Origin of the sequence: Roseburia hominis (assembly GCA_040702975.1) — a bacterium.
Classification (GTDB): Bacteria; Bacillota; Clostridia; order Lachnospirales; family Lachnospiraceae; genus Allocoprococcus; species Allocoprococcus hominis_A.
Genome location: CP159990.1, coordinates 2,037,359 through 2,063,759 on the forward strand (window position 1 = coordinate 2,037,359; position 26,401 = coordinate 2,063,759).

General features: G+C 43.6%; 23 protein-coding genes, 2 pseudogenes and 1 riboswitch. Of the genes and pseudogenes, 23 read left to right on the top strand and 2 right to left on the bottom strand.

Annotation, left to right across the window (positions count from 1 at the left end; translation table 11 throughout):
* Positions 1–11: 11 nt before the first annotated feature.
* Positions 12–2,405, top strand: a complete 2,394-nt coding sequence (locus ABXS75_09490) for an FtsX-like permease family protein (protein XCP86996.1) — start codon at positions 12–14, stop codon at positions 2,403–2,405.
* Positions 2,406–2,842: 437 nt separating this feature from the next.
* Here ABXS75_09490 and ABXS75_09495 read toward each other — a convergent pair whose 3' ends face one another.
* A complete protein-coding gene (locus ABXS75_09495) occupies positions 2,843–3,994 on the bottom strand; it encodes an IS91 family transposase (GenBank protein XCP86997.1) in 1,152 nt (383 codons plus the stop codon).
* On the bottom strand, positions 3,987–4,838 hold the full coding sequence (locus tag ABXS75_09500) for a tyrosine-type recombinase/integrase (protein ID XCP86998.1): 852 nt from the start codon (positions 4,836–4,838) through the stop codon (positions 3,987–3,989). Before ABXS75_09500 ends, ABXS75_09495 begins: the two co-directional genes overlap by 8 nt.
* Positions 4,839–5,229: 391 nt before the next feature.
* Here ABXS75_09500 and ABXS75_09505 point away from each other — a divergent pair, with 391 nt between their 5' ends.
* The 22 genes and pseudogenes from ABXS75_09505 to ABXS75_09610 all read left to right on the top strand — a co-directional run bounded on the left by ABXS75_09505 (position 5,230) and on the right by ABXS75_09610 (position 26,065).
* The gene (locus ABXS75_09505; GenBank protein ID XCP86999.1) at positions 5,230–6,444 is read left to right on the top strand and encodes an IS256 family transposase; all 1,215 of its coding nucleotides are present in this window, start codon (positions 5,230–5,232) and stop codon (positions 6,442–6,444) included.
* 1,003 nt (positions 6,445–7,447) lie between these two features.
* Entirely contained in the window at positions 7,448–7,852 is a 405-nt protein-coding gene (locus ABXS75_09510; GenBank protein ID XCP87000.1) for a helix-turn-helix transcriptional regulator, read from the top strand.
* A 14-nt stretch (positions 7,853–7,866) separates the two neighbouring features.
* On the top strand, positions 7,867–8,796 hold the full coding sequence (locus ABXS75_09515) for a HipA domain-containing protein (GenBank protein XCP87001.1): 930 nt from the start codon (positions 7,867–7,869) through the stop codon (positions 8,794–8,796).
* A 297-nt stretch (positions 8,797–9,093) separates the two neighbouring features.
* Positions 9,094–9,663, top strand: a complete 570-nt coding sequence (locus ABXS75_09520; protein XCP87002.1) for a TetR/AcrR family transcriptional regulator — start codon at positions 9,094–9,096, stop codon at positions 9,661–9,663.
* Positions 9,664–9,683: 20 nt separating this feature from the next.
* Complete coding sequence (locus ABXS75_09525; protein XCP87003.1) at positions 9,684–10,556, top strand: radical SAM protein; 873 nt, start codon at positions 9,684–9,686, stop codon at positions 10,554–10,556.
* Between the two features lie 21 nt (positions 10,557–10,577).
* Positions 10,578–11,282 carry a response regulator transcription factor gene (locus ABXS75_09530; GenBank protein ID XCP87004.1) on the top strand — a complete coding sequence of 235 codons (705 nt, stop codon included), beginning with the start codon at positions 10,578–10,580 and terminating at the stop codon, positions 11,280–11,282.
* The gene (locus tag ABXS75_09535) at positions 11,283–12,695 is read left to right on the top strand and encodes a HAMP domain-containing sensor histidine kinase (protein ID XCP87005.1); all 1,413 of its coding nucleotides are present in this window, start codon (positions 11,283–11,285) and stop codon (positions 12,693–12,695) included.
* A 189-nt stretch (positions 12,696–12,884) separates the two neighbouring features.
* On the top strand, positions 12,885–13,685 hold the full coding sequence (locus tag ABXS75_09540) for a MerR family transcriptional regulator (GenBank protein XCP87006.1): 801 nt from the start codon (positions 12,885–12,887) through the stop codon (positions 13,683–13,685).
* Entirely contained in the window at positions 13,682–14,497 is an 816-nt protein-coding gene (locus ABXS75_09545; protein ID XCP87007.1) for an ABC transporter ATP-binding protein, read from the top strand. The genes ABXS75_09540 and ABXS75_09545 overlap by 4 nt, the downstream gene beginning before the upstream one ends.
* Positions 14,494–15,210, top strand: a complete 717-nt coding sequence (locus ABXS75_09550) for an ABC transporter permease (protein XCP87008.1) — start codon at positions 14,494–14,496, stop codon at positions 15,208–15,210. The genes ABXS75_09545 and ABXS75_09550 overlap by 4 nt, the downstream gene beginning before the upstream one ends.
* Positions 15,211–15,410: 200 nt before the next feature.
* Entirely contained in the window at positions 15,411–15,815 is a 405-nt protein-coding gene (locus ABXS75_09555; GenBank protein XCP87009.1) for an FMN-binding protein, read from the top strand.
* A gap of 17 nt (positions 15,816–15,832) precedes the next feature.
* Positions 15,833–18,297: pseudogene (locus ABXS75_09560) on the top strand (FtsX-like permease family protein).
* A gap of 25 nt (positions 18,298–18,322) precedes the next feature.
* A complete protein-coding gene (locus ABXS75_09565; protein XCP87010.1) occupies positions 18,323–19,009 on the top strand; it encodes an ABC transporter ATP-binding protein in 687 nt (228 codons plus the stop codon).
* Positions 19,010–19,177: 168 nt separating this feature from the next.
* Positions 19,178–19,789: a TetR/AcrR family transcriptional regulator gene (locus ABXS75_09570; GenBank protein ID XCP87011.1), complete on the top strand. Its 612-nt coding sequence runs from the start codon at positions 19,178–19,180 to the stop codon at positions 19,787–19,789.
* A 13-nt stretch (positions 19,790–19,802) separates the two neighbouring features.
* Positions 19,803–19,982 carry a hypothetical protein gene (locus ABXS75_09575; GenBank protein XCP87012.1) on the top strand — a complete coding sequence of 60 codons (180 nt, stop codon included), beginning with the start codon at positions 19,803–19,805 and terminating at the stop codon, positions 19,980–19,982.
* 9 nt (positions 19,983–19,991) lie between these two features.
* A complete protein-coding gene (locus ABXS75_09580) occupies positions 19,992–20,519 on the top strand; it encodes a methyltransferase domain-containing protein (protein XCP87013.1) in 528 nt (175 codons plus the stop codon).
* Between the two features lie 41 nt (positions 20,520–20,560).
* Positions 20,561–20,926, top strand: a pseudogene (locus ABXS75_09585) (M15 family metallopeptidase).
* A gap of 160 nt (positions 20,927–21,086) precedes the next feature.
* Positions 21,087–21,995, top strand: coding sequence for a YafY family protein (locus ABXS75_09590; protein ID XCP87014.1), 909 nt, complete (start codon positions 21,087–21,089; stop codon positions 21,993–21,995).
* 77 nt (positions 21,996–22,072) lie between these two features.
* Positions 22,073–23,041: a helix-turn-helix transcriptional regulator gene (locus ABXS75_09595; protein ID XCP87015.1), complete on the top strand. Its 969-nt coding sequence runs from the start codon at positions 22,073–22,075 to the stop codon at positions 23,039–23,041.
* A 137-nt stretch (positions 23,042–23,178) separates the two neighbouring features.
* Positions 23,179–23,670: a response regulator transcription factor gene (locus ABXS75_09600; GenBank protein ID XCP87016.1), complete on the top strand. Its 492-nt coding sequence runs from the start codon at positions 23,179–23,181 to the stop codon at positions 23,668–23,670.
* A 111-nt stretch (positions 23,671–23,781) separates the two neighbouring features.
* Positions 23,782–25,143, top strand: coding sequence for an MATE family efflux transporter (locus ABXS75_09605; GenBank protein XCP87017.1), 1,362 nt, complete (start codon positions 23,782–23,784; stop codon positions 25,141–25,143).
* On the top strand, positions 25,112–26,065 hold the full coding sequence (locus ABXS75_09610) for an aminoglycoside phosphotransferase family protein (protein ID XCP87018.1): 954 nt from the start codon (positions 25,112–25,114) through the stop codon (positions 26,063–26,065). Before ABXS75_09605 ends, ABXS75_09610 begins: the two co-directional genes overlap by 32 nt.
* Before the next feature lie 95 nt (positions 26,066–26,160).
* Positions 26,161–26,309: riboswitch (FMN riboswitch) on the top strand.
* Positions 26,310–26,401 lie beyond the last annotated feature (92 nt).

Genomic DNA, 26,401 nt, shown 5'->3' on the forward strand with positions numbered 1-26,401 from the left:
GGTAACAAACGATGATTTGGCCTTTTGAAAATGATACCAATGCCATTGTAAAAAAATTAGCGGCGGCACAATTAAAAAAAGAGCATTTAAAAAAAGTATTTACCATGATTGCAATTTCATTGGCAGCATTCTTGATGTCATCCGTATTGCTTTTAATTTCTGGAATCATTGCCGTGAACCAAAATGGCGGCAATAACATGACTGGTTCTTATCATGCCCTTATTTCGGGCGTGGAAGAAGGACAATATCGAAAAATGTCTGAGGATGTACGGGTAGAATTTTCTGGACTTACAGTCTCCCTTGGCAGTATCAAATCAGGAAATGACCGCCTTGCCATTTCCTATTCCAATCAAGATGCGCTTACCTTAAACGGGCTGTCTGTTTCCGAGGGCAAAATGCCTGAAAAGGAAAATGAGATCATGATTGAGAAAGAATATCTGATCAGCCAAAAAATAAATGCAGGAATTGGAGATACCATTTTATTACCCGTTCCGGACGGAAGCGGACAAAAATCTTTTGTGATAACAGGATACTTAAAAACAGGTACAAAAGGAACAGACCGTTCTTTATATGCTGCCATTGTCTCAGAAGAATACTTTTTAGCTGTAGGTGGATGGAACTCGTTTTCCCCGGCGGCAATGCTTCGTGTTCATTCTGGTGCCTCAACAAATTCTGGGGATATAAGAAGCCAAATATCCCAAATCGTTCTTGATGCTGGATGTGAAAAGTCCCCATCTTATAATGAAGCCTATTTGAACCTCAGTCAGCCATCTGTTCTGATGATAGTAGCAGCAGTTGCAGGATTGATGATCATAGCAATTGCCGGTATATTGGTAATCTATAATATTTTTTATATTTCCATCATCAATTCGATCAAGAGTTATGGGCAACTACGCACGATTGGTATGACAGCGAAGCAAGTTCAAAAGCTCGTGTTCAGAGAAGGAACGCTGCTGATGCTGCCATCTATTCCTGCAGGGTTAATCGGAGGATTGTTACTATCTTATTTTTTAATTCCCCATGGTTTTGAATGGAAGAATGTGTTGTGGATATTCCCTGTCGTTGTTATATTAACCTATGTTACCGTGCGTTTGTCTATCCGGAAACCAGCAAAAATAGCAGCGGCTGTTTCTCCCATAGAGGCGTCCCGGTATGAACAGGACAATCGCCTGTATGGCAAGCACAAGCAGCGAAGGTTAACACCGGGTTCTTTGGCCATCCATCAGGTTATGCGTTATAAGAAAAAGAATCTGCTTACAGTGACTTCCCTGTTGTTGACCGGGATTTTGCTGTTAGGTCTGTCCTCTGTGCTTTCGTCCGTCAATGCAAGGGATATGTCCTTATCAGGATTTGTAAGAGGACAATTTGTTCTGAGAATTTCAAATCAGGAGCTGATGGCGAATCCATTAGAATCAGTGCAGAAATCAAGCCCTTTTACCGATGAAGTGTATGAGAAATTGACGCTGCTGTCTGGTGTAGACAAAATTATGATCGATCAGCATCTTCCTGTATCAAGGGATTTACAGGCACTTGAGTCAGATGCTGAAATTGTAAGTTTTGAGCAGGAAGATATAGATTTGCTGCAAAGCTGCATTTCGGACGGGACGCTGCCTGATTATAAGCAAATGGCTTCTAAAAATCAAATTGTCATAGGCAGGCCAAAGGACTTTGAAGAATATTTTGGTATTCAGCCGGAGGCTGGCTCATCTGTGACATTAAAGGTTTTTGATGGAGGCCATGTACTGAATATATCCTTTGATATTGCAGCGGTTCTTGATGAAAGCAAAATTGGAAATAACGGTGATAAAATAGACATGCTGCTATTGCCTGTTGATTCTATGCAAAATATCGCACATAGTAATTTGATTTATCAGTATGTTGTTCGGGTGGACGATTCCTTTGAACAACAGGCAGAAAGTGAACTGGACCAGATCATTGCAAACAACCCACGCCTCAGTATAGATTCTCTTTCCGCCGCGATTGCCCAAAATGAAAATTTTCTGCAGGGGACACAATTTGCACTTACTGCCGCAATTATTTTAATCGGCTGCTTTTCTGTGATGAATCTTCTAAATACTGTCATAACAGGCATTATTGTAAGGCATAAGGAATTTTCACTCATGCGTTCGGTTGGAATGTCCCTGAAGCAATTATCTGCAATGGTCCATAAGGAGGGACTGATTGTAGTGGGTATGGGGCTCGTTTTGTCCGTAATCATTGGCGGTGGAATCGGATTTGCTCTCTGCTCTTTTTTGAAAAGCAGTCTGATGAACTATTTGCATTATAATTTCCCGTTTGGGACTACCATTTTATATTGCACGGTTATTCTGCTGTGCAGTGCGGCGATTTCAGCAGGGGCCTTAAAGCAGCAGAGCAAAGCGCCATTGATGGAATCACTTCGTTAATGTTCGACTGAACAAGATCCAAAAAGGAGGCGGCAAGCCATGACCTGGCCTTTTGAAAACGACACCGACGCTATTATAAAAAAGTTGGCGGCGGCTCAATTAAAGAAAGGATATTTGTGGTATATTTCTATGCGTTTTGGCGCGTAATACGCTCAACAAATTCTTTAGGTTAGAATCGATGATGGGGTAAACGAAAAAGCAGTTTTGACATTGCAGGGAACTGCCCCTTCGTTTACACCATTTTCGATTTGACCTAATTGAACAAAGTGAGCGTCCGGTTAGCCACTACATATGGACTTTCAATCTTTTGTTCTTACCCATGATTATACAGGATTTTCTGTGCAGAAGCTACAGAAATCAAGTATTTCCAGATAAATAGGTACGACAATATAACCTCAAACTTTGAGGCTTCAGAAAACGTATGAAAGAATAAGATTTTAACATCTTTGTGGTATTCGAAGCTGTGGTTTTCCAAGATGCCCACCACAGGATTTACACACACAAATGTTTATCTCATAAAGCTGTTTTAATATTTCCGGCATCTCCTTATCCCGAAGCTTTGAGAGATACTTTTGACATCCAAGGAGATTCCGGCATAAAGTAAGCTTCTTTCGTTTACTGCGGGAACAAAGAAGCCCGTAATGCCGAATCCTGACAAAACGTTTTGGCGGCACATGCATTAAAAAACGCCGAATAAACTCAACGCCGAAGATGGTCAGATCTTTCCACTGTCCTTTGTTCCGGTAATCTTTCACTGAAAAAGTAACGGTTTCCTCATCCATATGGATGATACGGTGATTGCTAATGGCAATCCGATGAGTGTATTTTCCCAGATAGTCAATCACAGACTGTGCACCGTTAAAAGTTTTTTTGCAATACGGAATCCAATCCGTAGCATAACAGGAATCAAGCAGTTCTTTAAATGCATAATGGTTGCGGTATTTTTCAGCAGTTCCATGAAACTCAAGCTGATCGGCTTTCCAGAGATTTTTCAATTCTTCCATGTATTTTCCACGGAATACTTTGGAAATGATCTGAATTGGCAGGAAAAATTCAGTCCCATTATCTTTCCATTTGTTTTTAGATGTCAGTCCGCCGCCGAGCAGTATTGTATGGATATGAGGATGAAAGTTCATTTCAGAACCCCATGTATGGAGAATACAGATATATCCGACAGTAGCTCCAAGATGCTCCGGATTGGCAGCCAGCTCACTGATAGTCGCAGAAGCAGCATGATATAAGGTATCATACAACAGTTTTTGGTTACTGTAGATAAGCGAATTCAGGCTATCTGGAACTGTAAACACCAGATGAAAGTAAGGTGCATCAAGCACATCCTCTCTGCGGGCATCCATCCACATTTCCTTTGGAACAGCCTGACACATGGGACAACAACGGTTGCGGCAGGAATTATAGTGAATCTGAACAGCACCACAGTCTTCACATACACTGACGTTTGCACCATAGGCTCCGGTTTTGCAGTTCAAGATGTTCCGGGCAACTTTTGCCTGTTCTGGAGAAGGAGAATACTTTTCAAGGTATGCCGGATAAAAACACCGGAAAATATCCTGAATGGTGGGCTTATTCATAATCAGCACCTTCTTTCCTGTCAAATGGACTTTGGATTCCCATGAGGGATTTGTTGCTGACATGAAGATAAACTTCCGTGGATTTTGGGTCACGGTGTCCAAGCAGTGCCTGAATATTTTGCCGTTCTACTCCCTGCTCCATCAGATGAGTTGCAAAGCTATGACGGAGACAGTGTGGAGTTGCTTCCTTTGGAAGTTCAGCATCGGATACGGCACGGCGCATCACCTGCTCCAGTGTACTGACTGTCAGGTAATTACCGGTGAATTTATTAGGAAACAGGATTTCGCGGGGACGTCCTTTCTCAAACCAGTATTGTGTAAGGATATCAAGACACCGCTTGGAAAGGATTGTATAGCGGTCCATCCGGTTCTTTGTATCCCGGACATGAATCTGCATATTTGAGCGGGAAATATCATCATAATGCAGATGAATGACTTCAGAAACACGCATTCCGGAAGAATACATCGTTGCAAACATAGCTTTATATTTGATGTCGTCAACAGCTTCTAACAGGCGGTCGATTTCATCAACAGTCAGTACTGTTGGAAGCTTGTGTTCCAGAATCATACGTGGAACCGTGATATCATCCCAAAGGATGTGCAGGACATACCGGTAGAAAAAACGGATGGCAGAATTATAAAGATTCAGAGTTGTGGCTTTCAGCCCTTCATCTTTTTTTGCAAGCAAAAAAGTCCTGACATCCTGGCAGGTAAGTTCTTCAGGACTCTTACCCTGATATTTCAGAAAGTAAGAAACATAGTTTTTATAGCAGTTGATGGAACGTTCTTTGAGGTTACGGATTTTTCCGGCTTCCTCAAGCTGTTCTAAATATTTTTCATACATAATAAAATCCTCCATGTAAAATCAGTAGTATCAAAAAACATTGCTTTACACGGAGGTGCATTTGGGTCATAAAACCGCTTGCCAACCAAGCGGAAGGATGGTATTCTTTTCATAGGCAGTGGGAAGGTCGATCCTGTTTGATTGTTTCGTTGTGGTGACTTAACAATACTACTTTTAGGACTTGCTTTCCACTGCTTTTGTTATAAAAAACAGAAAATCGCTATGCCACAGCCTTGGCAGGCCATCGCGCAGCGATTTTGTTCAATTCATATTTGTCGAGTTCTTTCAAACCTTATCGGTAGTGTAAAATAGTTTGTGTTTTTTGGTAAAAAATGGCTCCTTTTTGGTAAGAATTCAGATATGACAATTCTTATCGAAAAGGAGTATTTTTATGGCAGTAGCAAAGGAACAAATTCGACAGATTATCTCAGAAAATAACATCAACAGCGTTGCAGATGTATATGCACTTCTCAAAGACAGTTTCAAAGACATCCTTCAGGAGCTTATGGAGGCTGAGTTGGATGCAACCCTCGGTTATGAAAAAAATCATAAAGGGGATTTGAGCACCGGCAATAAAAGAAATGGTTATTCTACGAAAAACCTGAAAAGTCAGTATGGTGAATTTCAAATTGATGTCCCGAGAGACCGCAATGGAGAGTTTGAGCCAAAACTGATTCCTAAATATCAACGGGACATTTCCGGGATTGAAGAAAAAGTGATTTCTTTATATGCCCGTGGTATGAGTACACGTGATATTCATGACCAGCTTCAGGATCTTTATGGAATTGAATTATCAGCAGAAATGGTCAGCAAGATTACTGATAAGATCCTCCCACAGGTCAAAGAATGGCAGTCTCGCCCTCTGAATCCGGTTTATCCTTTTGTTTTTATGGACTGCATCCATTACAAGGTCAGGGAAGACGGAAGAATCTTAAGCCGTGCTGCCTATGTGGTCCTTGGGGTTACTGTGGAAGGTTATAAAGATATCCTGAGCATTACAGTAGGTGCCAATGAGACCAGCAAGTTCTGGCTGGGGATGCTGAATGATCTGAAAAATCGTGGGGTAAAAGATGTTCTCTTTTTCTGTGTAGATGGGTTGCCAGGATTTAAAGAAGCAATACAGGCAGTCTATCCTCAGGCAGAGATCCAGAGATGTATCATCCATATGCTGCGTAATTCCTTCAAATATGTAAACTATAATGATTTAAAAAAATTTTCCTCCGATTTCAAAGCAGTATATAATGCCCCAACTGAAGCAGCAGCTTTGTCAGAGCTTGATGCCATTAAAGAAAAATGGGGAAAGAAATATCCCTATGCAATCAGTAACTGGGAAAACAACTGGGAAGATTTGAGTTCCTTTTTCCAGTTTTCAAATGATATCCGACGGATCATGTACACAACGAATATTATAGAGGGATTGAATCGGCAGTATCGGAAAGTCACGAAAACTAAAAGTGTATTCCCGAGCGATACGGCATTGGAAAAGATGTTATATCTTGCCAGTGAAAATGTAGTTAAGAAGTGGACACAGAGATATCGGAACTGGGATCAGGTATTGAATCAGCTGATTGTTTTATATGGAGAAAGGCTTACCGATTATCTGTAAATAGAAAAGGCAGGAATGGCAACGCTCCTGAAGCCCCCATTCCCGCCTCTCCTTTATTCCGTCGGCATTTGTATTATTGCCAAAAAATCCCAATCTTATTCCAGAGGTCGGGTGTGGGCAGAGCCCACAAAAGAGCAATAAGCACAATGCCTTGTTTGCTATGCAAAAAATCAAAAAAGATGTATAAAATCTTGCCAAATGGTTATATTATAAATAGAACAACTAATTCGACAACAGTAAAGGCATGAATTCGACAGCAAAATATTACATATCTAATTCTTATCAGAAAAATTCATTTTTTATAGACACAAGATTTTTTACGCCCTCACCTTATCTTCTTACCCTTTAATTAAGAAGCATCGTTCCCAAAAAACTCTAACGATGTTTTGTAACCAGATGGTTGAAACCAATGGAGGAAAAGCGTATGGATATTCAGAAAAGATAGCCTTTTGCGGTACATAAGAGAACGGCTGGCTGCCTTGTATTGTTGCCGCAGTTTTGTCTGAACCTTCAGATAAAATTTTTATTTCCTTTTCCCAGGCAGCGGAGCTAACAGGATTGTCATTGGAGGGCGCAGGCAAAGGGGCTCCAGTGGGGAGCGTGAAAGATATTTTGCTGACAGTGCAGGGAGAGGACAATTACCAGAAGACGCTTTTATTATTTGAGAAACAAGAAAAAGTTGATTAGTAATTGGCGATTTTTCATGTGGGATGGGACAAGCTGCGTTCACCCTACAAGAGATTCCCTTTGAGTATGCTATGATAGAAGGAGTCGGGTGCAGACTTGCAAAGCTGCATCCGACTTTTCCTGTTCTCTCCAGACCGAGAATGCCCTGACATGAGTCGCGTTTCTATTGATTTCTTGCTGATTATCGTTGATGAACCTTACCCGCAGCGTAGCAAGGGGAGCGAGGTAAATACGGATTTTTTGTTAAGTTCCATGCAGTTCTCTTGACATTATTTCGGCATACCGATATAATAATAACAGAGAGGATGTGACAGGAATGATGATTGAGAGCTTGCTGAAAAAGCGCAACATGACAAAATACAGATTAGCCGTAGACGCGGGAATCCCTCACGCTACGCTCAACGATATATGCAGCGGTAAGACAAAGCTTGAAAAATGCTCTGCTGAAACGGTGTATAAGCTGGCAAAGACGCTTGGCGTGACAATGGAGCTCTTGACTTCTGAGGGAATCCATCAGGCAGAAAAGGAACGCTCCTATGAGTACGGACTGCCTGCATATCTGCAGCATGATTTGGACGCATACAAGGACGGATTGAAAAACAAATCTCCTCTGCTTGACTGCCTATGGGGAGAACTCTATGGCAGTATCAATATTGCTGAGATCAACGACGGCGTAATCACAAAGGAGCATGCCGATTATCTCAGAGCAAAATATCTTTAAGGAAATGATGACGAATGGCTGAAAAAATTGATTTTACAAACTGTCGGGTGGTACCCGGCAGAGCATACAACGGAGCAAACGGCAAGAAGATCGCCGTAGAATATGACGGCACACTGTATATGCTGAAATTCCCACCCTCCGGCAAGAATAAGCCCACTGGGCTTTCCTATACCAATAGCTGTTTCAGCGAGTATATCGCAAGCAGTATCTTCAATCTGATCGGCGTAAGGGCGCACGAAACCATGCTTGGCACATTTAAGGTTGGCGGCAAGGAGAAGATTGTCTGTGCCTGCAAGGACTTTACAGCAGACGGAAAGAGATTTTTTGATTTCTGTTCCATCAAGAATACGATTTTGGAATCAGATTCAAATGGTACGGGAACAGAGCTTGAAGATATACTTGATACGATTGGAAAGCAGCAGTACGTTTCGCCGGAGGTGTTGGAACGGCACTTTTGGGATGTATTTGTTGTAGATGCCTTACTTGGAAACTTCGACCGTCATAACGGAAATTGGGGATTCCTGTTTGATGAAATAACGGGAGAATCAAGCATTGCACCCATCTACGACTGCGGAAGCTGTCTGCTGCCGCAGGCTGACGAGAAGATCATGAATGAAGTGCTGTCAAACGAGGATGCGCTGCATTCGAGAGTTTATCTGTATCCGACCTCTGCCATAAAGCAGAACGACAGAAAAATTAACTACCGTGACTTTCTAATGAGTTCGGAATATGAAGGCTGCAGTGAGGCGGTCAAACGGATTGTTCACCGGATTGATATGGAAGTAATTAGTGAATTCATAGATTCCACACCGTATCTGTCGGATCTGCAAAGAGCCTTTTACAAGCACTATATAAAAGCGAGATACAATCTGATCCTTGTTCCGGCTTTTGATTTGGCAGTCAGTCTCGAACAGGAGCCGAACAAGCCGATAATGGGAATGTAACAACAGAATACTTTATCAGAGGACGCTGAAAAACCGGCGAAAGAAATATATGATTTGGATGTCTGCCGGGAGGAATATTGGAGTTAGCTTCGTCTCGGACTTTATAATAGATTCCCTTTGAGTATGCCATGATAGAAGAAGTCGGGTGCAGCCTTGCAGGGCCGCATCCGATTTTTCTTGTTCTCTCCAGACTGAAAATGCCTTGAGAGAGCGGTGATTTTCTGCATTCAATGCCCGGCTTGTGTTTTCTAATCAAATAAGGTATAATACTTATTAGATTAGGTTGGGGGGATGGCTATGTCACGGATGAAAATTGGCAAAGATGCAATCATATGCAGAGCAGCGCAGATGGCAAATGAGTCTGGGGAACAGAGTATTTCACTGAAACTCCTGGCTCAGGATTTAGGAATTCAGCCTCCGTCATTGTACTACTATTTCAAAAGTCTGGACGACCTCAAGCGGGAACTGATGCGCTGTGGATGGCGGCAAATGGAGGAACAGTTGCTTCGCTCCATGATTGGGGTAAGCGGTTATGACGCGATCCGGGCGGTGTCCTATGCTTTTTACAGGTTCGCTGTCGATAATCCGGGTGTATTTAATGTGATGCTTTGGTACAACCAATATGAGGATGAGGAAACTTCAGAGAATACCTCTGAACTGTTCGCCGCCCTGCATAGAATCATGGATTCGCTGAATATTTCTGAGGAAAGCCGCCTGCATCTGATCCGAACCGTAAGGGGCTTTCTGCAGGGGTTTATTCTGCTTGTCAACCACAAGGCTTTCGGAGATTCCCCCTCCATAGAGGACAGTTTTGAATTTTCGCTTAATGTTCTTATAGAGGGGATGAAATCGCTGGAGGGGAAATAGGAGCGGAAAGGGAGGATAAAATGCACACTGTAAGAGCAAAAGGAATATTGTCAGCAAAAAATGGGATGAACCTGTACCGTGGATGTTCTCACGGGTGCATTTACTGTGACTCCCGGAGCAAATGCTATCACATGGAGCATGATTTTGAGGATATAGAAGTAAAGGAAAATGCCATAGAGCTTCTTGAAGCCGCCCTCAGATCAAAAAGAAAAAAGTGTATGATTGGGACAGGCTCCATGACAGATCCCTACATCCCTTTGGAAATGGAGCTTGGAAATGTCAGAAAAGCGTTGTCCTTAATAGATACGTATGGATTCGGATTTACGGTCATTACAAAATCAAACCGCATCCTTCGTGATATCGACCTGTTAAAAAAGATCAATGAAAAAACAAAGTGCGTCGTTCAGATGACATTAACGACTTATGATGAAGCCCTTTGCAGGAAGCTGGAGCCGAATGTCAGTACAACGCAGGAACGCTTTGAGGTATTACTGGCATTGCGGGATGGGGGAATCCCCACAGTGGTCTGGCTTTCCCCCATACTGCCTTTTATCAATGATAATGAGCAAAACATCTCCGGTATTCTGGATATGTGCATCAAGGCCGGAGTTTATGGTGTTATATGCTTTGGCATGGGACTCACGCTCCGGGATGGGAACAGAGAATATTTCTATCAGCAGTTAGACAGGCTGTTTCCCGGTATGAAGGAGCGGTATATACAAACTTACGGAACAAGCTATATGCTGGGCAGTCCGAGAGGCAGGGAGCTTATGGGGCTGTTCCATGAAACCTGCGAAAGAAATGGGATTGTCCATGATAACGAACAGATCTTTTCCTATTTGCAGACGTTTGAAGAAAAACAGAATGGGCAGCAGCTCAGTTTATGGGATTAGTATGAAAAGAAGGTGCTTTGAATGAAGAATAAAATACTGTTGATTGATGATGAGAAAGATATTGTGGATCTGATTGCAGAAGCGTTACAGCAGGACAGCTTTGAGTCCATTGAGAAAGCCTATACAGGTGCGGATGCGATCCGTATATGCAGAGAATACCGGCCGGATGTGATCGTTTTAGATGTGATGCTGCCGGATATGGACGGCTTTGAGGTGTGTAAAGCAATCCGGGAATTTTCTATCTGTTCTATCCTGTTCCTTTCATCAAGGAGTGATGATGTGGACAAGATACTCGGCCTTTCCTGCGGCGGTGATGATTACATTACGAAACCCTTCAGCCCGCGGGAAATCGTATACCGGATCAAGGCGCAGCTTCGCCGCCAGCAATACACAAGCGTTCCTGTACCGGAGGACAAAGCTCATCTGAAGGTTGGACCGCTTATGCTGGATAAAGAGAGCGGCCGTATTTATAAAGATAACCGGGAAATAGAACTGACAGGCCGTGAATTTCTGCTCTTATCCTACCTTATGGAAAATACAGATAAAATCATCAGTAAGGAAAAGCTGTATGAACAGGTCTGGGGTGAGTATAGCGCTATTTGCGATAACACCATTATGGTGCATATCCGGCACCTGCGGGAAAAAATTGAAGATACGCCGTCTGAGCCAAGACAGCTCATCACAATAAAAGGCTTGGGCTATAAGCTTAAAAAGAGGATTGATTAGATGAAACGATCAGGACACCGTACCATATTTCATATTTACCTGATCTTCTTTCTGTCACTGCTTGTGACAGTTCTGTTGGCCGGTTTCTTTTTCTTCCTGATGATTTCCGTTCAGACACCGGACGGGAGAAGTGTAAGGAGTGACTGGCCAAAAGTATTTGCAGAGGACTTCAAAGATCAGATTATTTTCATAGATGACATGCCGCAGGTGAAGCAGTCCGGGCTTGTGTTGTTACAGGAGAACGGGGTCGGCATTCAGATCATCGACGGCTCCGGAAAGGTAGTTTTCCGTTATCAGGAACCGGAGCAGGCCAGCGAAGCATATTCCAGTACGGAGCTGCTGCAGCTTGTCCTAACCGGAAAATCGGCAGAGGGAAAAACGACGGCCTTTTCAGGCGTAGCCTTTGATGCCGAAAAAGAATATGCCTATCTTTTATATTTTCCCGTGAATGTTTCCAAAGTCACCATGTATGTAAACGGGGAACGGTTTGCGGGAGGAAAAACTATCATGATACCAGTGCTGCTAGTCCTGTTCCTTCTGGTACTGATTTCAGGAATCCTGTATGGCTTATTGACCACAAGGGCGATCAAACGGCTGACAACTGCTATCCATGAGATTTCAGCCCGCAGCTATCTTCCGGTTCAGGAACAGGGGGTATTCCATGATCTGTATGACAGCCTGAATACGCTGGATGCCGAAATCAGAGCCAGCGATCATCTTCGTGCACAGACAGAAAAGACACGGGAGGAATGGATTGCAAACATCACCCACGACCTCAAAACGCCGCTTTCTCCAATCAAGGGGTATGCGGAGATTTTGCAGGAGACGGATGGAGGCGACCGGGAACATCGCAGGCATTATGCTGATGTTATGCTGAAAAATGTCTCCTATATGGAAAAACTGATTGAAGATCTGAAGCTGACCTATCAATTAGAAAACGGGATGCTCCCCATACACAGGGAGGATAAGAACATCGTCCGTTTTCTGAAAGAGCTGGTAATAGACATTTTAAATACGCCGGAATACGAAACACGCAGCATCCACTTTGAAAGTGAAGAGGAAACGGTGCTGTTCCCGTTTGACCAGATGCTTTTTACCAGGGCGTTTCGGAATTTAATCATCAATGCCTTTGTGCATGGAGAGGAGCACACGGAAGTTACAGTAAGCATACTGGCGTCTCAGACTGCATTAAAAATCAAGGTTGCTGATAATGGAAAGGGCATGAATGAGGAAGCTGCCCAGCATCTTTTTGACCGCTATTACCGTGGGACGAATACGGAACAAAAGCCAGAAGGAACCGGGCTGGGCCTTGCAATCGCAAAAGGAATTATCGACCTGCATGGCGGCACGATTTCTGTTTCCAGCATTCCGACTGTCGGTACTGCTTTTCAAATCGAATTTTTTGTCAGTTAAGGTTAATTAAGGTTGCCGAAAATTAGATTAAGGCTGGCACACTATTCTTTTATCAAGAGGAAATTATTTATGTATAGGCAGGCAAAGGCGGCAGAGAAAATCAACCTTTGCCGCCTAAAATTTTTTTCAAAAGGTCTTGCTTGTGACGCTGCGTAATGATTTATAATACATTTCAGGAGGCGAATGACTATGGCAAAATACAGAGCAATACCGACGGGATTTATGACAGTTGGCGAAGCGGCAAAAAAAATGGGCGTTACCGTCCGTACTCTACAATACTATGATAAAGAAGGATTGCTCTCCCCATCGGCAGAAAGCGAAGGAGGACGCAGGCTTTATACAGATAAAGATTTGATTACACTACATCAGATTATGTCTTTGAAATCATTGGGATTCTCTCTGGATGATATAAAACAACGCTTGATTTCTTTAGAGACACCGGCTGATGTTGCAAATGCTCTTACAGAGCAGGCTGATGATATACGCAAAAAAATAGAACAGCTAACAGCTTCAGTGACAGCAATAGAACAGTTAAAAACAGAAGTTTTACAAATGCAGACAGTCAACTTTAAGAAGTATGCAGACATTATTGTCAATCTGCAAATGAAGAATGACTCTTACTATCTTATTAAGCGTTTCGATGATGATACTCTTGACCATATCCGCAGTCAATTTGATAAAGAAAGCGGCCTGGATTTTATGGACAGATTTAACCGTTTAAGTGATGAAATCGTACAGTTCCAAAGGGAGAGTGTGCCGCCTGAAAGCGATAAATGCCAACAGGTTGTAAAAGAATATTGGGGCTTGATTATGGAGTTTACAAACGGGGATATGAGCATGCTTCCAAAGTTGATGGAAATAGGGGATATTGATACTGCAACAAACGTATGGGAAGAAAGACAAAAAATCGTGAACGATTATTTAGAGCCAGCTTTGCAAGTTTATTTTTCAAGGCTTGGAATAAATCCGTTTGGGGAGGTGGAACAATGAGTGGTGCGATACAAGTTTGTGAATTAAGAAAAAGCTATGGCAACCATATTGTTCTCAAAGGACTCAATTTTCAAATTGAGTCAGGAGAGGTTTTTGCCCTGCTTGGCGTAAACGGAGCAGGAAAGACCACTGCTCTTGAATGTATCGAGGGCTTGAGAAAATGCGACAACGGTATGGTTACTGTAAATGGGAAAATGGGGATTCAGTTACAATCGTCGTCATTGCCTGCCCACATCAAACCGATGGAGGCTGTAAAGCTGTTTGCGAAATGGAACAGGGCAAAGATTGATTATGCTATGCTTAATGCCCTCGGTATAAAGGAATTTGAAAAGAAACAGTATATTCAACTGTCAACAGGACAAAAAAGGCGGTTACACCTTGCCCTTGCGCTTATCGGTGATCCAGATATTGTTTTTCTTGACGAGCCGACTGCGGGGCTTGATGTCGAAGGTAGGCTGTCGCTGCACGAACAAATCCGAAAACTCAAATCGCAAGGAAAAACGATTGTTCTGGAAAGCCATGATATGTCAGAAGTAGAAACCTTATGTGACCGCATTGCCATTTTGAATAACGGAAATATTGTCTTTTGCGGTACAGATTCGGAACTAACCAACAAAATCGGAAAAAAATATCTTATTCATATCAAAACACAACAAGGGGATAACACTTTTGAAACGGACAATATTGAAGATACTTTGCTTTCCATGCTCGGTGAGTTGAAACATAAGGGAATCCATGTATTAGATATTAAGGTTGACCGAGGCACACTGGAACAGCATTTTATTGAAATGACAAGGAGGGAAGCAGAATGAACGGCTTTTTATATGGCGTAGCGTTACAGTGGAAATTGGATATACGAAGTAAATCCCTGTTAGTTACCTGCTATATCGTTCCGCTTATTTTCTTTCTTCTTATGGGCGGTATTTTTACTTCTGTCATGCCTGAAATGAGAAGTACACTCATACAGTCTATGGTTGTGATGAGCGTTTCAATGGGTGCATTTATCGGATTGCCGCCATCACTGATTGAAACTTACGGAAGCGATATTAAAAAGGTCTATAAGGCAAACGGAGTTCCTTTATATTTAGGTCTTGTTACAATGTTTCTTTCAGCATTTGTTCATTTGATGATTACCTGTGTCATTATATTGCTGCTTGCTCCTGTACTGTTTGAAGCGGTTTTGCCTGCCAATTTGCCCTTGTTTTTTCTTTCGCTTACTGTCTATGTTCTTGTATCGCTGAGCATCGGCTGCATTTTGGGCTTGGTTGTAAAAAATCAGGCTAAATTGACGATGATAGCACAACTTGTATTTTTACCGTCTATTATGCTGTCGGGAATTATGTTTCCGATTGAATTACTCCCTACAGCTTTTGAGACAATTGGAAAAATCTTTCCTGCCTCATGGGGATATACTCTTATGATAGATGGAGGATTCCGAATGGAAAACTTGTGGTATCTGTTTCTTGTGTTTGCCGTAGCAATTGCCGTATGCGCCCTTATTTTGAGAAGGCAGAAAAATAGTTAGTTTGGAGGATAAGAGCTTTGGATAAAACAAATGGATATTATGCCCCATATGTGGTAATCAGTATATGACGTTTTCAATAGCTTGAGATTGATTTTTACTCGTTAAGGTTAATTAAGGTTGCCTGAAAATTAGATTAAGGTTGGCACACTATTATATTTTATATGATAGGTGCCAGCCTTTTTTAGTTTGGAGGTGACAGAATGAAAGGTAAGTGGAAAAAAGCGGTTTCTTATCTATTAACGATTGTGGTTACAATCTGTGTCTGTTTTGCTGTTGTTGCAGTTGTACTGCGCCCACAGACTTTGAATATTGGTACAGTTGATTTAAACACAGTCGCAGACGGTGAGTATATCGGCGTATGCCAAAACAAAATTCTATTTGCTGTTGTTAAGGTGGAGGTTCAGGATCATAAAATCACCGATATTGAAGTTGTGGAGCATAAAGCTTCTTATATGGAGCAGGCAGAGCAAATTGCCGGTGCAGTTTCCTCCGTACAGTCATTGGAGGTGGATGCCATATCCGGTGCCACGCTCACCAGTGATACAGTATTAAAAGCAATCGAAAACGCATTAGAAAAGGACGGTAAGCCGTCCAATGGAAAGTAGGTGTAGTCTTGAAAATCATTTTGAAATACATTTTAACGAATGTCAAAGAGAGAAAGACGAGAACAGCGGTCATGCTGCTGTCCATTCTGCTCTCTACAACTTTATTGTTTGTATCATTCTCTATCGGTGGATCGTATGAAAGTGCCCAGCGGAAGATGGCGCGGGGTATGGCAGGCAGCGCCACCCTGTCTGTAACCGCTGTGGAGGGAGAGATTGCGGAGAATGCTCTGCCGGATCTGCCTGCTATCCGAGCCAGCGTTCCCATGCTGGAGGGGGCAGCCCTTTATCATGAAAACGGATATTATGAAACCATTGACCTAATTGGAGCAGATATATCTAAGCTGAATACAATCAACCCACCCCGGTTAGCGGATGGCGGCGAGATTACGGACTTTACCGGCAACAAAGTAATCCTGCCTGACCGCTTTACTTCAAAATATGGAATTGAGGCGGGAGACACGATTACGCTGCAAATCGGAGGACAGCCGGTTTCTTTGGAGGTTGCAGCAGTTGCCGCTTATGATACCGTTTTTCTCCGTCATACAAGAGGTGCTACTGCCCTTTTGCCCCTTACGACATTATCTGAGTTGTTAGGTAAGACGGATGGTTATTCAGAAATTTTAGTGGAGCCTGCCGAGGGGATTTCTACTTCAGAACTAAAAAGTGAACTGTCCGCAGCTTTGCCGGATGGCACATACCGAGTATCGGAAGTAGTAAATGAAACGCAGATTGCTGCAGATGCAAGGCAGAAATCTATGCCATTCTTCCTGATCAGCTTTTTCTCCCTGACCATGAGCGTCTTTATCATTTACAGCAGCTACAAAGTCATTACCTTAGACCGTTTGCCAGTAATCGGCACATTCCGCAGCATTGGTGCGACGCAGAAAGCCGTTACTCAAATCTTGCTGCTGGAAAGTGGGTTGTATGGGATTTTGGGCGGCCTGCTTGGTATTCCGGTCGGCACACTGGTTTTGAAACTGATTTTACAGGGAATGGGGGAATCGCTTTCACAGGGAATTGAAATCCCGATTGTCATTTCTCCGTTCAGCATTATTTTTCCTTTGCTGTTGCAGTGGTTGTGTCCCTGCTCTCCGCATGGATGCCGGTACGCCGTGCCAGCCGTCTGCCAATCAAGGACGTGGTGCTGGGAAGCGTGGAAGAAAAGCAAGTCCCCCGGCGTTTCATACTGGTCGGTGGTGTGGTGCTCTTTGTGGTATCCATCATTCTTCCAAAGCTGGCTTCCGGCAATATGCTGTATCTGGCAGGCGGGTTTTCCCTGCTGGGGCTGATTACCGCTACGATCCTGATTGTCCCGTTGCTGACAAACCTGATGGCTATGGGATTGGAGCGTATCTATGGTGCAGTTTTGGGAAATACGGGCAGGCTTTCCGCCCGGAATATGCGGGATAACAAGAATACGGTTCAGAACATTACGCTGTTGTTTATCAGCATTTCCGCTGTGATTGCAATTACTGTCGTAGGGAATTTTGTCACAACCTATGTCAGCGACGTGTTCAATGGGGCTGAATTACAGGGCTTTGCCGATGGATATATGGAGCAGGAATTTGTAGATCAGGTGAAAGAGATGGATGGAATAGAAAAAGTGCTTCCCGTCTATGTATATGAAAATAATATGCAGGCAAACGGCATGACGCTCAGCAGACTGGAAGCAACCGATCGTCTGGATTGGTACGGTCCCATGCTGGCACTCCATTACACGGAAAAGGGAATGGAGGAACAGGCAATTTCCGCCTTTGCCGGAGAGAGAGCCGTTCTGTTAAGTGAAAGCTGTATGGACAGGACCGGCTTTGCGGTTGGAGATACCTTATCTCTGGCAACCGGCAGCGGCCAGGCGGATTACAAGGTGGTTGGCAGCTTCAAGTCGAGGGCTACGGATGTGGAGGCAGTTATTCCTTCAACTTTTGCAGTTTCCGATTTTGGTGCGTCTGCTTATGATTTCCTCGCTTATACCGTCGCAGACCCGGATGCGATCATGGTACAGATCCGTGACCTGTTTGGTGATACGTCAAACTGGAGCCGGACGGTAGAAGAATTTAATACGGATGCGCTTTCCACGGTGGGAGCCTTCTTGCAGCCGATGCACAGCATGACCTATTTCATTTTACTGCTGGCAACGGTGGGCGTTATCAATAACCTGCTGATTAACTACATCCAAAAGCGGCGCAGTATTGCCATGTATAAGTCCGTGGGACTTTCCAACCGCCAGAATATGAAAATGACGCTGATTGAGGGCTTTTCCTCCGGCCTGATTGGAGCCGTGATTGCCATTTTTGTTTCCTACATGGAAATCCAGACGATTTTCCTTGTAGCCGGTCCTAAAATCTCGATGGTGCCGGAACTGGATGCAGTCACTTTTTTAGCCGCCGGCGGCATGGGGATCGCCGTAACACTGCTTGGTTCTGTGGTTCCAATCTTTAAGAGCCGCAGGATGAAGCTGGTGGAAGAAATCAAATTTGAATAGTTCGGAATTAAGGAGGTCTTTCAAAATGAAACAAAATGTTAGCAAGATTGCCGTTGAAGGAAAACATATCATCAAGAATTTTCAGATTGGCAGCACAACTACAAAGGTGCTCAAGGATATATCTCTGCAGGTGATGCAGGGGGAGTTTGTATCCATCATGGGACCGTCCGGTTCGGGCAAGAGCACCCTGCTTTATATTCTCGGAGGTCTGGACGCCCCGACCAAAGGTCAGGTTCTTTTGAACGGAACAGATATTTCCCGCTTTGGGGATGAAAAAATGAGCCGGATCCGCAGGCAGAAAATCGGCTTTGTCTTTCAGTTTTATAATCTCATTCCAAATCTGAATGTTGAGGAAAATATCATGCTTCCCCTGCTCTTGGATGGGAAAAAGATGGGGAGCTATAAAAAGCAGCTCCATCAGATTTTGGAGATCGTTGGCCTGTCAGAACGCCGCAAGCATACGCCCCGTGAGTTATCTGGCGGCCAGCAGCAGCGTGTGGCGATTGCCCGTGCCTTGATTGGTAACCCGGAAATCCTCTTTGCGGATGAACCTACGGGAAATCTGGACAGCGAGACCGGAGCGGAGATTATGAACCTGTTGTGTGAGATCAATCAGACCATCGGCCAGACGATCATTATGGTAACGCATTCTCCGGAGGCTGCCAGAAGCAGCAGCCGGGTGGTTACTGTGCAGGATGGAGTCATTATCTAAATCCAGATTAAAGGCAGTCAAATAGAATAATCGCAAGTAAAATCAAGCGGTGGCCGCTCAACTTTGCATAGATTGGCCCATAAAAAATACTCTTGACAAGTAAACGAGCGTTTACTATAATAAAGGAGGAAAGGTAAACGCTCGTTTACATGGTAGGAGGTACATAGAATGACTGATACGAAGGAAAAAATATTAGCCATCGCATTGCACTTATTTGCAAAAGACGGATATGAGGCAGTTTCTGTCAGCAAAATAGCAGAAAAATTGGGAATTACGAAAGGGGCGCTGTATAAGCACTATGAAAACAAGAAGGATATTTTCAACAGTATTGTCGCGCGTATGTCACAATCGGATCATGAAATAGCACGAAAATATGGTGTGCCGGAAAATGTGTTTGATTGTGCGCCGGAACAATATGAGCAAATTGGTTTGGAAAATCTAAAAAATTTTGCCGTTTCACAATACCGGTTTTGGACTTTAGATGAATTTGCCGCTGATTATCGTAAGATGCTTACCTTAGAGCAGTATCGTAATCCAGAATTAAACAAGTTGTACCAGGATAGCCTTGTGAATGGGCCTGTTCTTTATTTAGAAGATATTTTCCGCGAGATGATTAACTGTGGTGTGTTAAAGACGAATGACCCATATCAACTTGCAATAGAATTTTTTTCCCCACTTTTTTTACTTATCAATATGTCAGATGAAAATGAAGCTTATGGGGATATTGAAAACCGATTAATAAAGCATATTGATTTCTTTATAGAATCTCATACAAAGTAAGGAGAAAACAAAAATGAAATATATTCGTAGTCAAACATATAACATTCCTGAATTACAGGCAAAAATTATGGGGCCAAATCCGGTCAAACTGGAGGAGGAACTTTTACTTCATTGCGAAATCCCCCCAAATTCCATAGTATGTGATCTTGGCAGCGGTCAGGGGTTGACTTCTCTCTTTCTTGTAAAAGAGTAGGGGTTTACTGTGTATGCAACGGATTTGTGGAGCGATCCGGAAGATAATCGAAAATTCTTTCGCAAAATGGGGTTGTCCGATGAGCAGATTATTCCGGTTAAGGCAGATGCCATGGCACTTCCTTTTGAAGAGGAATTTTTCGATGCAATCATTAGCACGGATTCCTATAATTATTTTGGACGCGATCCTAAATTCCTTGACGATAAATTGCTCCCATATCTTAAACATGGTGGTTATATTTATATTGCCATTCCCGGAATGAAAAAAGATTGCCATGATAATCTGCCACCAGAGCTACTTCTTTCTTGGACACCGGATCAGCTTGATTATATGCACGATATAATGTATTGGGAAAATATTATTCGCCATTGCAAAGGGGCCAGGGTAATTTCTATTCATGAGATGGAAAGTAATGAAGAAGTATGGAACGACTGGCTAAAGCAAGAAAACGAGTATGCAATCAGTGATCGTAAAGCTATGGAGGCTGGCGGAGGTAAATATTTGAATTTTATTTCTATTGTTCTTCAAAGATTATAACAAATAGAATACAAAGAGAAATTTCACTTACAGCAAGGCAGGCCAGTTACCTGCCGGAGAACAATCTGACGAAAAAGCGCTACTACCCAAATATAAAAAGAAACGAGATGGTTACGGAAGGGTATGTGGCTTCCCAGTCCAGCCACAGCCGTGGGAGTGCGGTTGACCTCACGATTTTTCGTTTGGATACGGGGATGCTTGTGCCGATGGGCGGAGATTTCGACTTCATGGATGTGCGGTCACATCATGCCGCCAGCGGACTGAGCGAAGAGGAGGCAGGAAGCCGTAAGCGCCTGCGTGATATCATGGAGAGCAACGGATTTGAAGCCTATCGCTATGAATGGTGGCATTACGTCTTGGTGGACGAGCCATACCCGGATACATATTTTGATTTTTGCATCGCATGATGAATCTGCCCAGATGCCCCGTCAGCTTGCTGCGAGGCATCTGGCGTGGAAACATAAGCTCCGTAATCTTTTGCCATAGATAGGTTCACTTTGCCTGTTGCAGCGGAAACTTGACACTCAATGTCTTATTTCGGTAAAATAGACAGAGGAGGTGCCTTGAATGAAAAGCAACAGAATGTTTGGTATATTATGTATTTTATTGGAAAGGGAAAAAATAACGGCACAGGAACTGGCGGATTATTTTGAAGTCTCTGTGCGTACCATCCATAGGGATTTGTTGGATTTGTCCAGTGCAGGGTTTCCAGTGACTACGCAGCAGGGGATTGGCGGCGGCATATCATTGCTGCCAAACTTTAAGTACAGTAAATCAGTCCTGAATAAAGAGGACATAGATTTGATTTTGTCAGGCATACAGGGGTTTGCGAGCATTGATGAGAGTTCCAAAATAAAGACACTGCTTGCAAAGCTGCGTCTTGGCCAGGAAGATAAATTGCTGCTGGAGAACGATATCATCATTGATTTCACATCCTGGAACCATAAGAATACGACCATTGAAAAAATCAAAATCATCCGTTCTGCCATTGCTTCCCGTCGCCTGTTGGAAATGGAGTATTATAGCAGCAATGGATACTCCAAAAGAATCGTGGAACCCTACAAGCTCATTTTCAAAGAAGAATACTGGTATCTTTTCGCCTACTGCACACAAAGACAGGACTTCCGCGTTTTTAAGATCAACAGAATATCAAACTTGTTGCTTTGTGAGCAGACCTATACGGAGCGGACAGATTATGAGATTCCTGTATTGCAGAGTGCATTTTCAAATGGCGTGGGGGAATTGGTTACAGTAAGGATGGATAAATCCTATGAGTTTCTGGCGATTGATTTCTTTGGCCAGAGTAATATCCGGGAAGTAAACAATTCTCTCTACATTTCCTTTTATACGGAATATCCGGAGTGGATTGTAAGCACTTTTGCAAGTTTGGGGGATAAAGCGGAAATTATAGAGCCTCAGACGCTGCGGGACGATATAAAGGCATTTTTAGAGCAGGCCAAAAAACAATATGAATAATGGCAAGTAAAATCAAGCGACGGACACTCGGTTTTCTTATAATAAATACAGGGTGGTTGAAACGAGGTGAAAAATAAATGTACGAATGGCAAAAACAGATTCAAATAATTGTTGATGAGATTGACAAATGTATTAAGGGCTACAACGATGAAGCCTTGACACTGCGCTTCCTTTCCCGCAAATTAGGCTATTCCGAATTTTATACAACAAGGAAGTTCAAGGAAATATCGGGGATGCAGTTCAGGGATTATCTGCGGCAGAGGAAACTGGCGTTTGCGCTGAAAGAAGTCCGGGACAGCGATAAGAGCCTGTTAGACATTGCTTTCGATTATGGCTTTTCCTCACATGAAGCCTTTACCAGGGCTTTCAAAGTAACATACGGCGTAACGCCCAGTGAGTATCGGAAAAATCCAAAACCGGTTGCTCTCCGTACAAAAATAAGCCCTTTCGACCGCTACTTTTTAGGATTAGGAGAAATCGGCATGATTAAATCAACAGATGGCGTGAAAATTTATTTTGTAACCATACCCGCTCACAAGTTTTTACACATTAAAAACTATGAGAGTAATGGATATTGGGATTTCTGGCGTAAGCAGAATCTGATTCCGGGGCAGGACTATGAAACGATCTGCGGGCTGCTCGACAGTATCAAGGGGAAATTAGACGATGCCGGCGGAAGCGAAGTCAATTGTGCAAGTGGGCAGATCATGGCATATATAAATGATCCAAACGGCAGGCTTTGCGATTGGGGAATCCACCGTGCGGAGTGTTGGGGAGTACGACTTCCCTCCGACTATCAGGGGGACGTGCCGCCTCAAATGTCTATGGTGGATATTCCTGAATCTGAGTATATTGTTTTTGAGCATGGCCCATTTAACTACGAGCAGGAAAACTGCAGTGTAGAAGAAAAAATAGAAAAAGCAATGGCAGCGTTTGATTATGCAGGAGCTGGGTGCTGCCTTGATACTTCCCCAGGCAGAATCATGTACTTTTATTATGATCCGAAACAGTATTTTAAGTATATAAGGCCAGTGCGAAAGGTATAGGGTCATAAGGCAAACGCCAGGTTCCATTTGAGAAAAAAAGATATGAAACATGACAGAATGCTGTCATATTTATAGTTTATCATAGACCGAAGGAGGGCAGTAAAAGAAACGGAGGTGATAACATTGGGAAGTTAGCTGTGCTGGAAATATCTGAGCCGGGAGATAAAATCGGAGAGAAGCTGCTTATGCTGTTAAATGCCCGGCAGCGAAAGGAGTTAATAAAATACCTTCTTAGTGCAGAAAAGCAAAATGGAGATTTAGCTGATAACCTATGTATCCTCTGTGAAATTTATGGGCTGCAGACAGAAGCTGGCAGTGTGTTCACAGAGATTCGTATGGGTGACTTATACTTTTGCCGGGAGCAGCGGCTGGTACGGGTGGGCGGACAGGTGGTCGAACTGACTGCGAAAGAATTTGATATTCTTGCCCTGTTGATCACGCATCCTCAGCGGGTGTTCACCTACAAGATGATTATGGAGCTGGTCTGGAACGAGGATTATACCTATTACTCACGCAAAGCGGTAAGCAACCATATGAGCAATCTGCGGAAGAAACTGAAGATAACACCGGATGGTCTGGAATATATCAAAAATGTTGTCGGTGTCGGTTATAAATTTGAAGTGCCATAACAAAGACCACAAGGATTTCACTTCCCTTGTGGTCTTGTTCTATTCGTAAATCTTTTTCAGCGGAGAGATCCATTTTTTAATTGCTGCCGATGACAGAAAGGGGTTGGTATATTGCCGTCAAAGGGCATAAGCAAACTGGAAACAGGCTCTATCGGAAAATTGATGGCGGAGCTGTGTGTACAGGCTACATTTTCCGTCATGCTTTACAACATATATATCGTCACAGATACCTTGTTTGTTTCAAAAGGAGTAGGTAGCACAGCCAGCGGAGCAATTGGCGTATTTTCCCCGGTGCTGGTCTTTGTGGGCGGCATAAGTTCCACTTTGGGCGTGGGTGCAGGCTCCATCATATCCAGGCGGCTGGGTGAAAAGGATCTGGCGGGAGGCAAGATCGTCATTGGGTGTATGGTTTGGGTCTGGTGTTTATGTGCGTTAGCCATAACGGTCATTGGTCTGATTTTCTTAAACCCACTGCTCGGACTGCTTGGATGTACAGCCGAGATTTATCCATATGCTGTGGAATACGGACGTATCATGCTGCTGGGCACAATATGCAGTACGGGATTTTCAGGAGTCATGCGGGCCGGAGGGGACACCCTTTATTCCACGCTTCAATGGTGCTGCCCCGTCCTAATCAATATGGCATTGGATCCGGTGTTGATTTATGGATTCCGGATGGGTATTACGGGCGCCGCTCTGGCAACAGTATGTGCCCAGGTGTTTTCGCTGCTCTGCAGTATTTACTATTTCTTTATCCGCGATGCGACGCCATGCAAGATCCGGATAAAAGATATACGGTGGGACTTCGGGGCATTTAAGGAAATCCTATCAATTGGGATGCCGTCTTTTCTGAACAGCCTGGGAAACAGCTTTGTCGGCATGGCAGGCAATCAGATATTAGGAACAGTCTACGGTACACAGGCAATCAGCACCTTCACAGTAATATCCCGTATCCAGACCTTTGCCACTACGCCGTTTACCGGTGTTATGCAGGGCATACAGCCGATGCTTGGATTTGACTGGGGCAGGAAAAATACAGATCGGATAAGGAGAACGGTATTTTTAGCTCTGCGGTTTGTCCTGATTTATGGGGGCTTGATTTCGCTGGGGCTGTATGCCGGAGCGCCGTACATAATCCGATTTTTTTCCTCCGATGCAGACGTCATGCGGGCGGGAACGCCGGCCTTGCAGATTATCTGCTGGGCAGCCTGTGCCGGAGGGGTAATGCCTGTCATTCAGGCATTCTTCCAGGCGTTGGGACAGGGGAAAAGGGTGCTGCGTTTATCAATGGTATGTATTTTCTTGATTCGTCTTCCGTTTCTGTTACTCGGAGGAATCATGAAAAACATTTCTGTCATGTGGTGGGTATTTGCAATCAGCGACTGGATAGCGGCGGTCATGGCCGGATTCAGTTACAAAAAATTTCAGAAGGAGAGAAGCGATGGAAAGTTTAACAAAGAACAGGCAGAATGAAGAAACACTCAGGAGGATGGTGGAACGCTTTTTCTATCCACTTGAGTTACAGTCTTATAAGGAGCTGACGGAAGGATATTTTAATGTGGCCTATGAGGTGACTTTAAGCAGTGGGGAGGCAGTCATTTTGAAGGTCGCCCCGGCGAAAGGCGTCCGGGTCATGACATATGAGAGAAATATCATGTGTGCGGAGGTTCAGGCGATGGAAATGGCGCTGGAGCACGGAGGGATCCCCGTTCCTAAAGTGTTTGGGTATGATGACAGTCATACGATATGCGAATCTCCGTACTTCTTCATGGAAAAGCTGAAAGGAAGCAGTCTGCATGAAATAAAAGACGATTTCACTCAGGAACAGATCAACGACATATACAAAGAGACTGGAAGAATTAATAAGGAGATCAACCGTATTGCTTGTCCTTGTTTCGGTTATCCTGGGCAGCCGGAATTTCAGGGGAAAGACTGGTACATGGTCTTTCGCAGGATGCTGGAGGCCGGAATCAGCGATGCCAGACAAGGAAATGTTGATTTGAAAATACCTGTGGATGAGCTGCTCCGATATCTGGAGTGGGATAAGGACATTTTTGCAGAAGTGGCAGAGCCACGGCTGGTGCATTGGGATCTCTGGGACGGGAATATTTTTGTCTCGGATGGGGTGATTACCGGCCTGATTGACTGGGAACGCTGCATCTGGGGAGATCCCCTATTGGAAGTAGGCTTCAGGACTCATTCAGACAACCCCTTTTTCCGGAAAGGTTATGGCATGAAAGCGTTTACGAAGTCACAGGAGAGAAGGAGCCTGTGGTACGATATTTATTTGTTTGTTCTGGTATCATTGGAGTGTGAGTACCGGAAGTACGAGACGATGGACATGTATCAGTGGGCTACCCATATGCTGACGACACTGTTTGGGAAACTGGTATAAAGCTGTTGCCGTCATTTCCGAAATGTTTCCGAAATCCGTCCAATGTATTGAAACCAAGGCGTTTCATTCGTATAATTATATTATCAACTGAATAAATGTGTCTTCGGGGCAGGGTGTAATTCCCGATTGGCGGTAAAGTCCGCAAGCGTTAATCGCATGATTTGGTGACTCTTATTGAGCATTAGCAGTTCAATAAGCAAGAATTCCAAAACCAACAGTATAGTCTGGATGAAAGAAGACGGGAAAGAATTTTACAACTATAGTGTTGTTTTATTTTGCACGTTCATTAGCACCTGAAAGACCATTTTCAGGTGCTAATTTTTATGTGGAGGAACA

Bases quoted from the DNA above. Each gene is read 5' to 3' on its own strand.
- ABXS75_09490 (XCP86996.1), top strand. From the start codon at position 12: ATGATTTGGCCTTTTGAAAATGATACCAATGCCATTGTAAAAAAATTA.
- ABXS75_09495 (XCP86997.1), bottom strand. From the start codon at position 3,994: ATGAATAAGCCCACCATTCAGGATATTTTCCGGTGTTTTTATCCGGCA.
- ABXS75_09500 (XCP86998.1), bottom strand. From the start codon at position 4,838: ATGTATGAAAAATATTTAGAACAGCTTGAGGAAGCCGGAAAAATCCGT.
- ABXS75_09505 (XCP86999.1), top strand. From the start codon at position 5,230: ATGGCAGTAGCAAAGGAACAAATTCGACAGATTATCTCAGAAAATAAC.
- ABXS75_09510 (XCP87000.1), top strand. From the start codon at position 7,448: ATGATGATTGAGAGCTTGCTGAAAAAGCGCAACATGACAAAATACAGA.
- ABXS75_09515 (XCP87001.1), top strand. From the start codon at position 7,867: ATGGCTGAAAAAATTGATTTTACAAACTGTCGGGTGGTACCCGGCAGA.
- ABXS75_09520 (XCP87002.1), top strand. From the start codon at position 9,094: ATGTCACGGATGAAAATTGGCAAAGATGCAATCATATGCAGAGCAGCG.
- ABXS75_09525 (XCP87003.1), top strand. From the start codon at position 9,684: ATGCACACTGTAAGAGCAAAAGGAATATTGTCAGCAAAAAATGGGATG.
- ABXS75_09530 (XCP87004.1), top strand. From the start codon at position 10,578: ATGAAGAATAAAATACTGTTGATTGATGATGAGAAAGATATTGTGGAT.
- ABXS75_09535 (XCP87005.1), top strand. From the start codon at position 11,283: ATGAAACGATCAGGACACCGTACCATATTTCATATTTACCTGATCTTC.
- ABXS75_09540 (XCP87006.1), top strand. From the start codon at position 12,885: ATGGCAAAATACAGAGCAATACCGACGGGATTTATGACAGTTGGCGAA.
- ABXS75_09545 (XCP87007.1), top strand. From the start codon at position 13,682: ATGAGTGGTGCGATACAAGTTTGTGAATTAAGAAAAAGCTATGGCAAC.
- ABXS75_09550 (XCP87008.1), top strand. From the start codon at position 14,494: ATGAACGGCTTTTTATATGGCGTAGCGTTACAGTGGAAATTGGATATA.
- ABXS75_09555 (XCP87009.1), top strand. From the start codon at position 15,411: ATGAAAGGTAAGTGGAAAAAAGCGGTTTCTTATCTATTAACGATTGTG.
- ABXS75_09565 (XCP87010.1), top strand. From the start codon at position 18,323: ATGAAACAAAATGTTAGCAAGATTGCCGTTGAAGGAAAACATATCATC.
- ABXS75_09570 (XCP87011.1), top strand. From the start codon at position 19,178: ATGACTGATACGAAGGAAAAAATATTAGCCATCGCATTGCACTTATTT.
- ABXS75_09575 (XCP87012.1), top strand. From the start codon at position 19,803: ATGAAATATATTCGTAGTCAAACATATAACATTCCTGAATTACAGGCA.
- ABXS75_09590 (XCP87014.1), top strand. From the start codon at position 21,087: ATGAAAAGCAACAGAATGTTTGGTATATTATGTATTTTATTGGAAAGG.
- ABXS75_09595 (XCP87015.1), top strand. From the start codon at position 22,073: ATGTACGAATGGCAAAAACAGATTCAAATAATTGTTGATGAGATTGAC.
- ABXS75_09610 (XCP87018.1), top strand. From the start codon at position 25,112: ATGGAAAGTTTAACAAAGAACAGGCAGAATGAAGAAACACTCAGGAGG.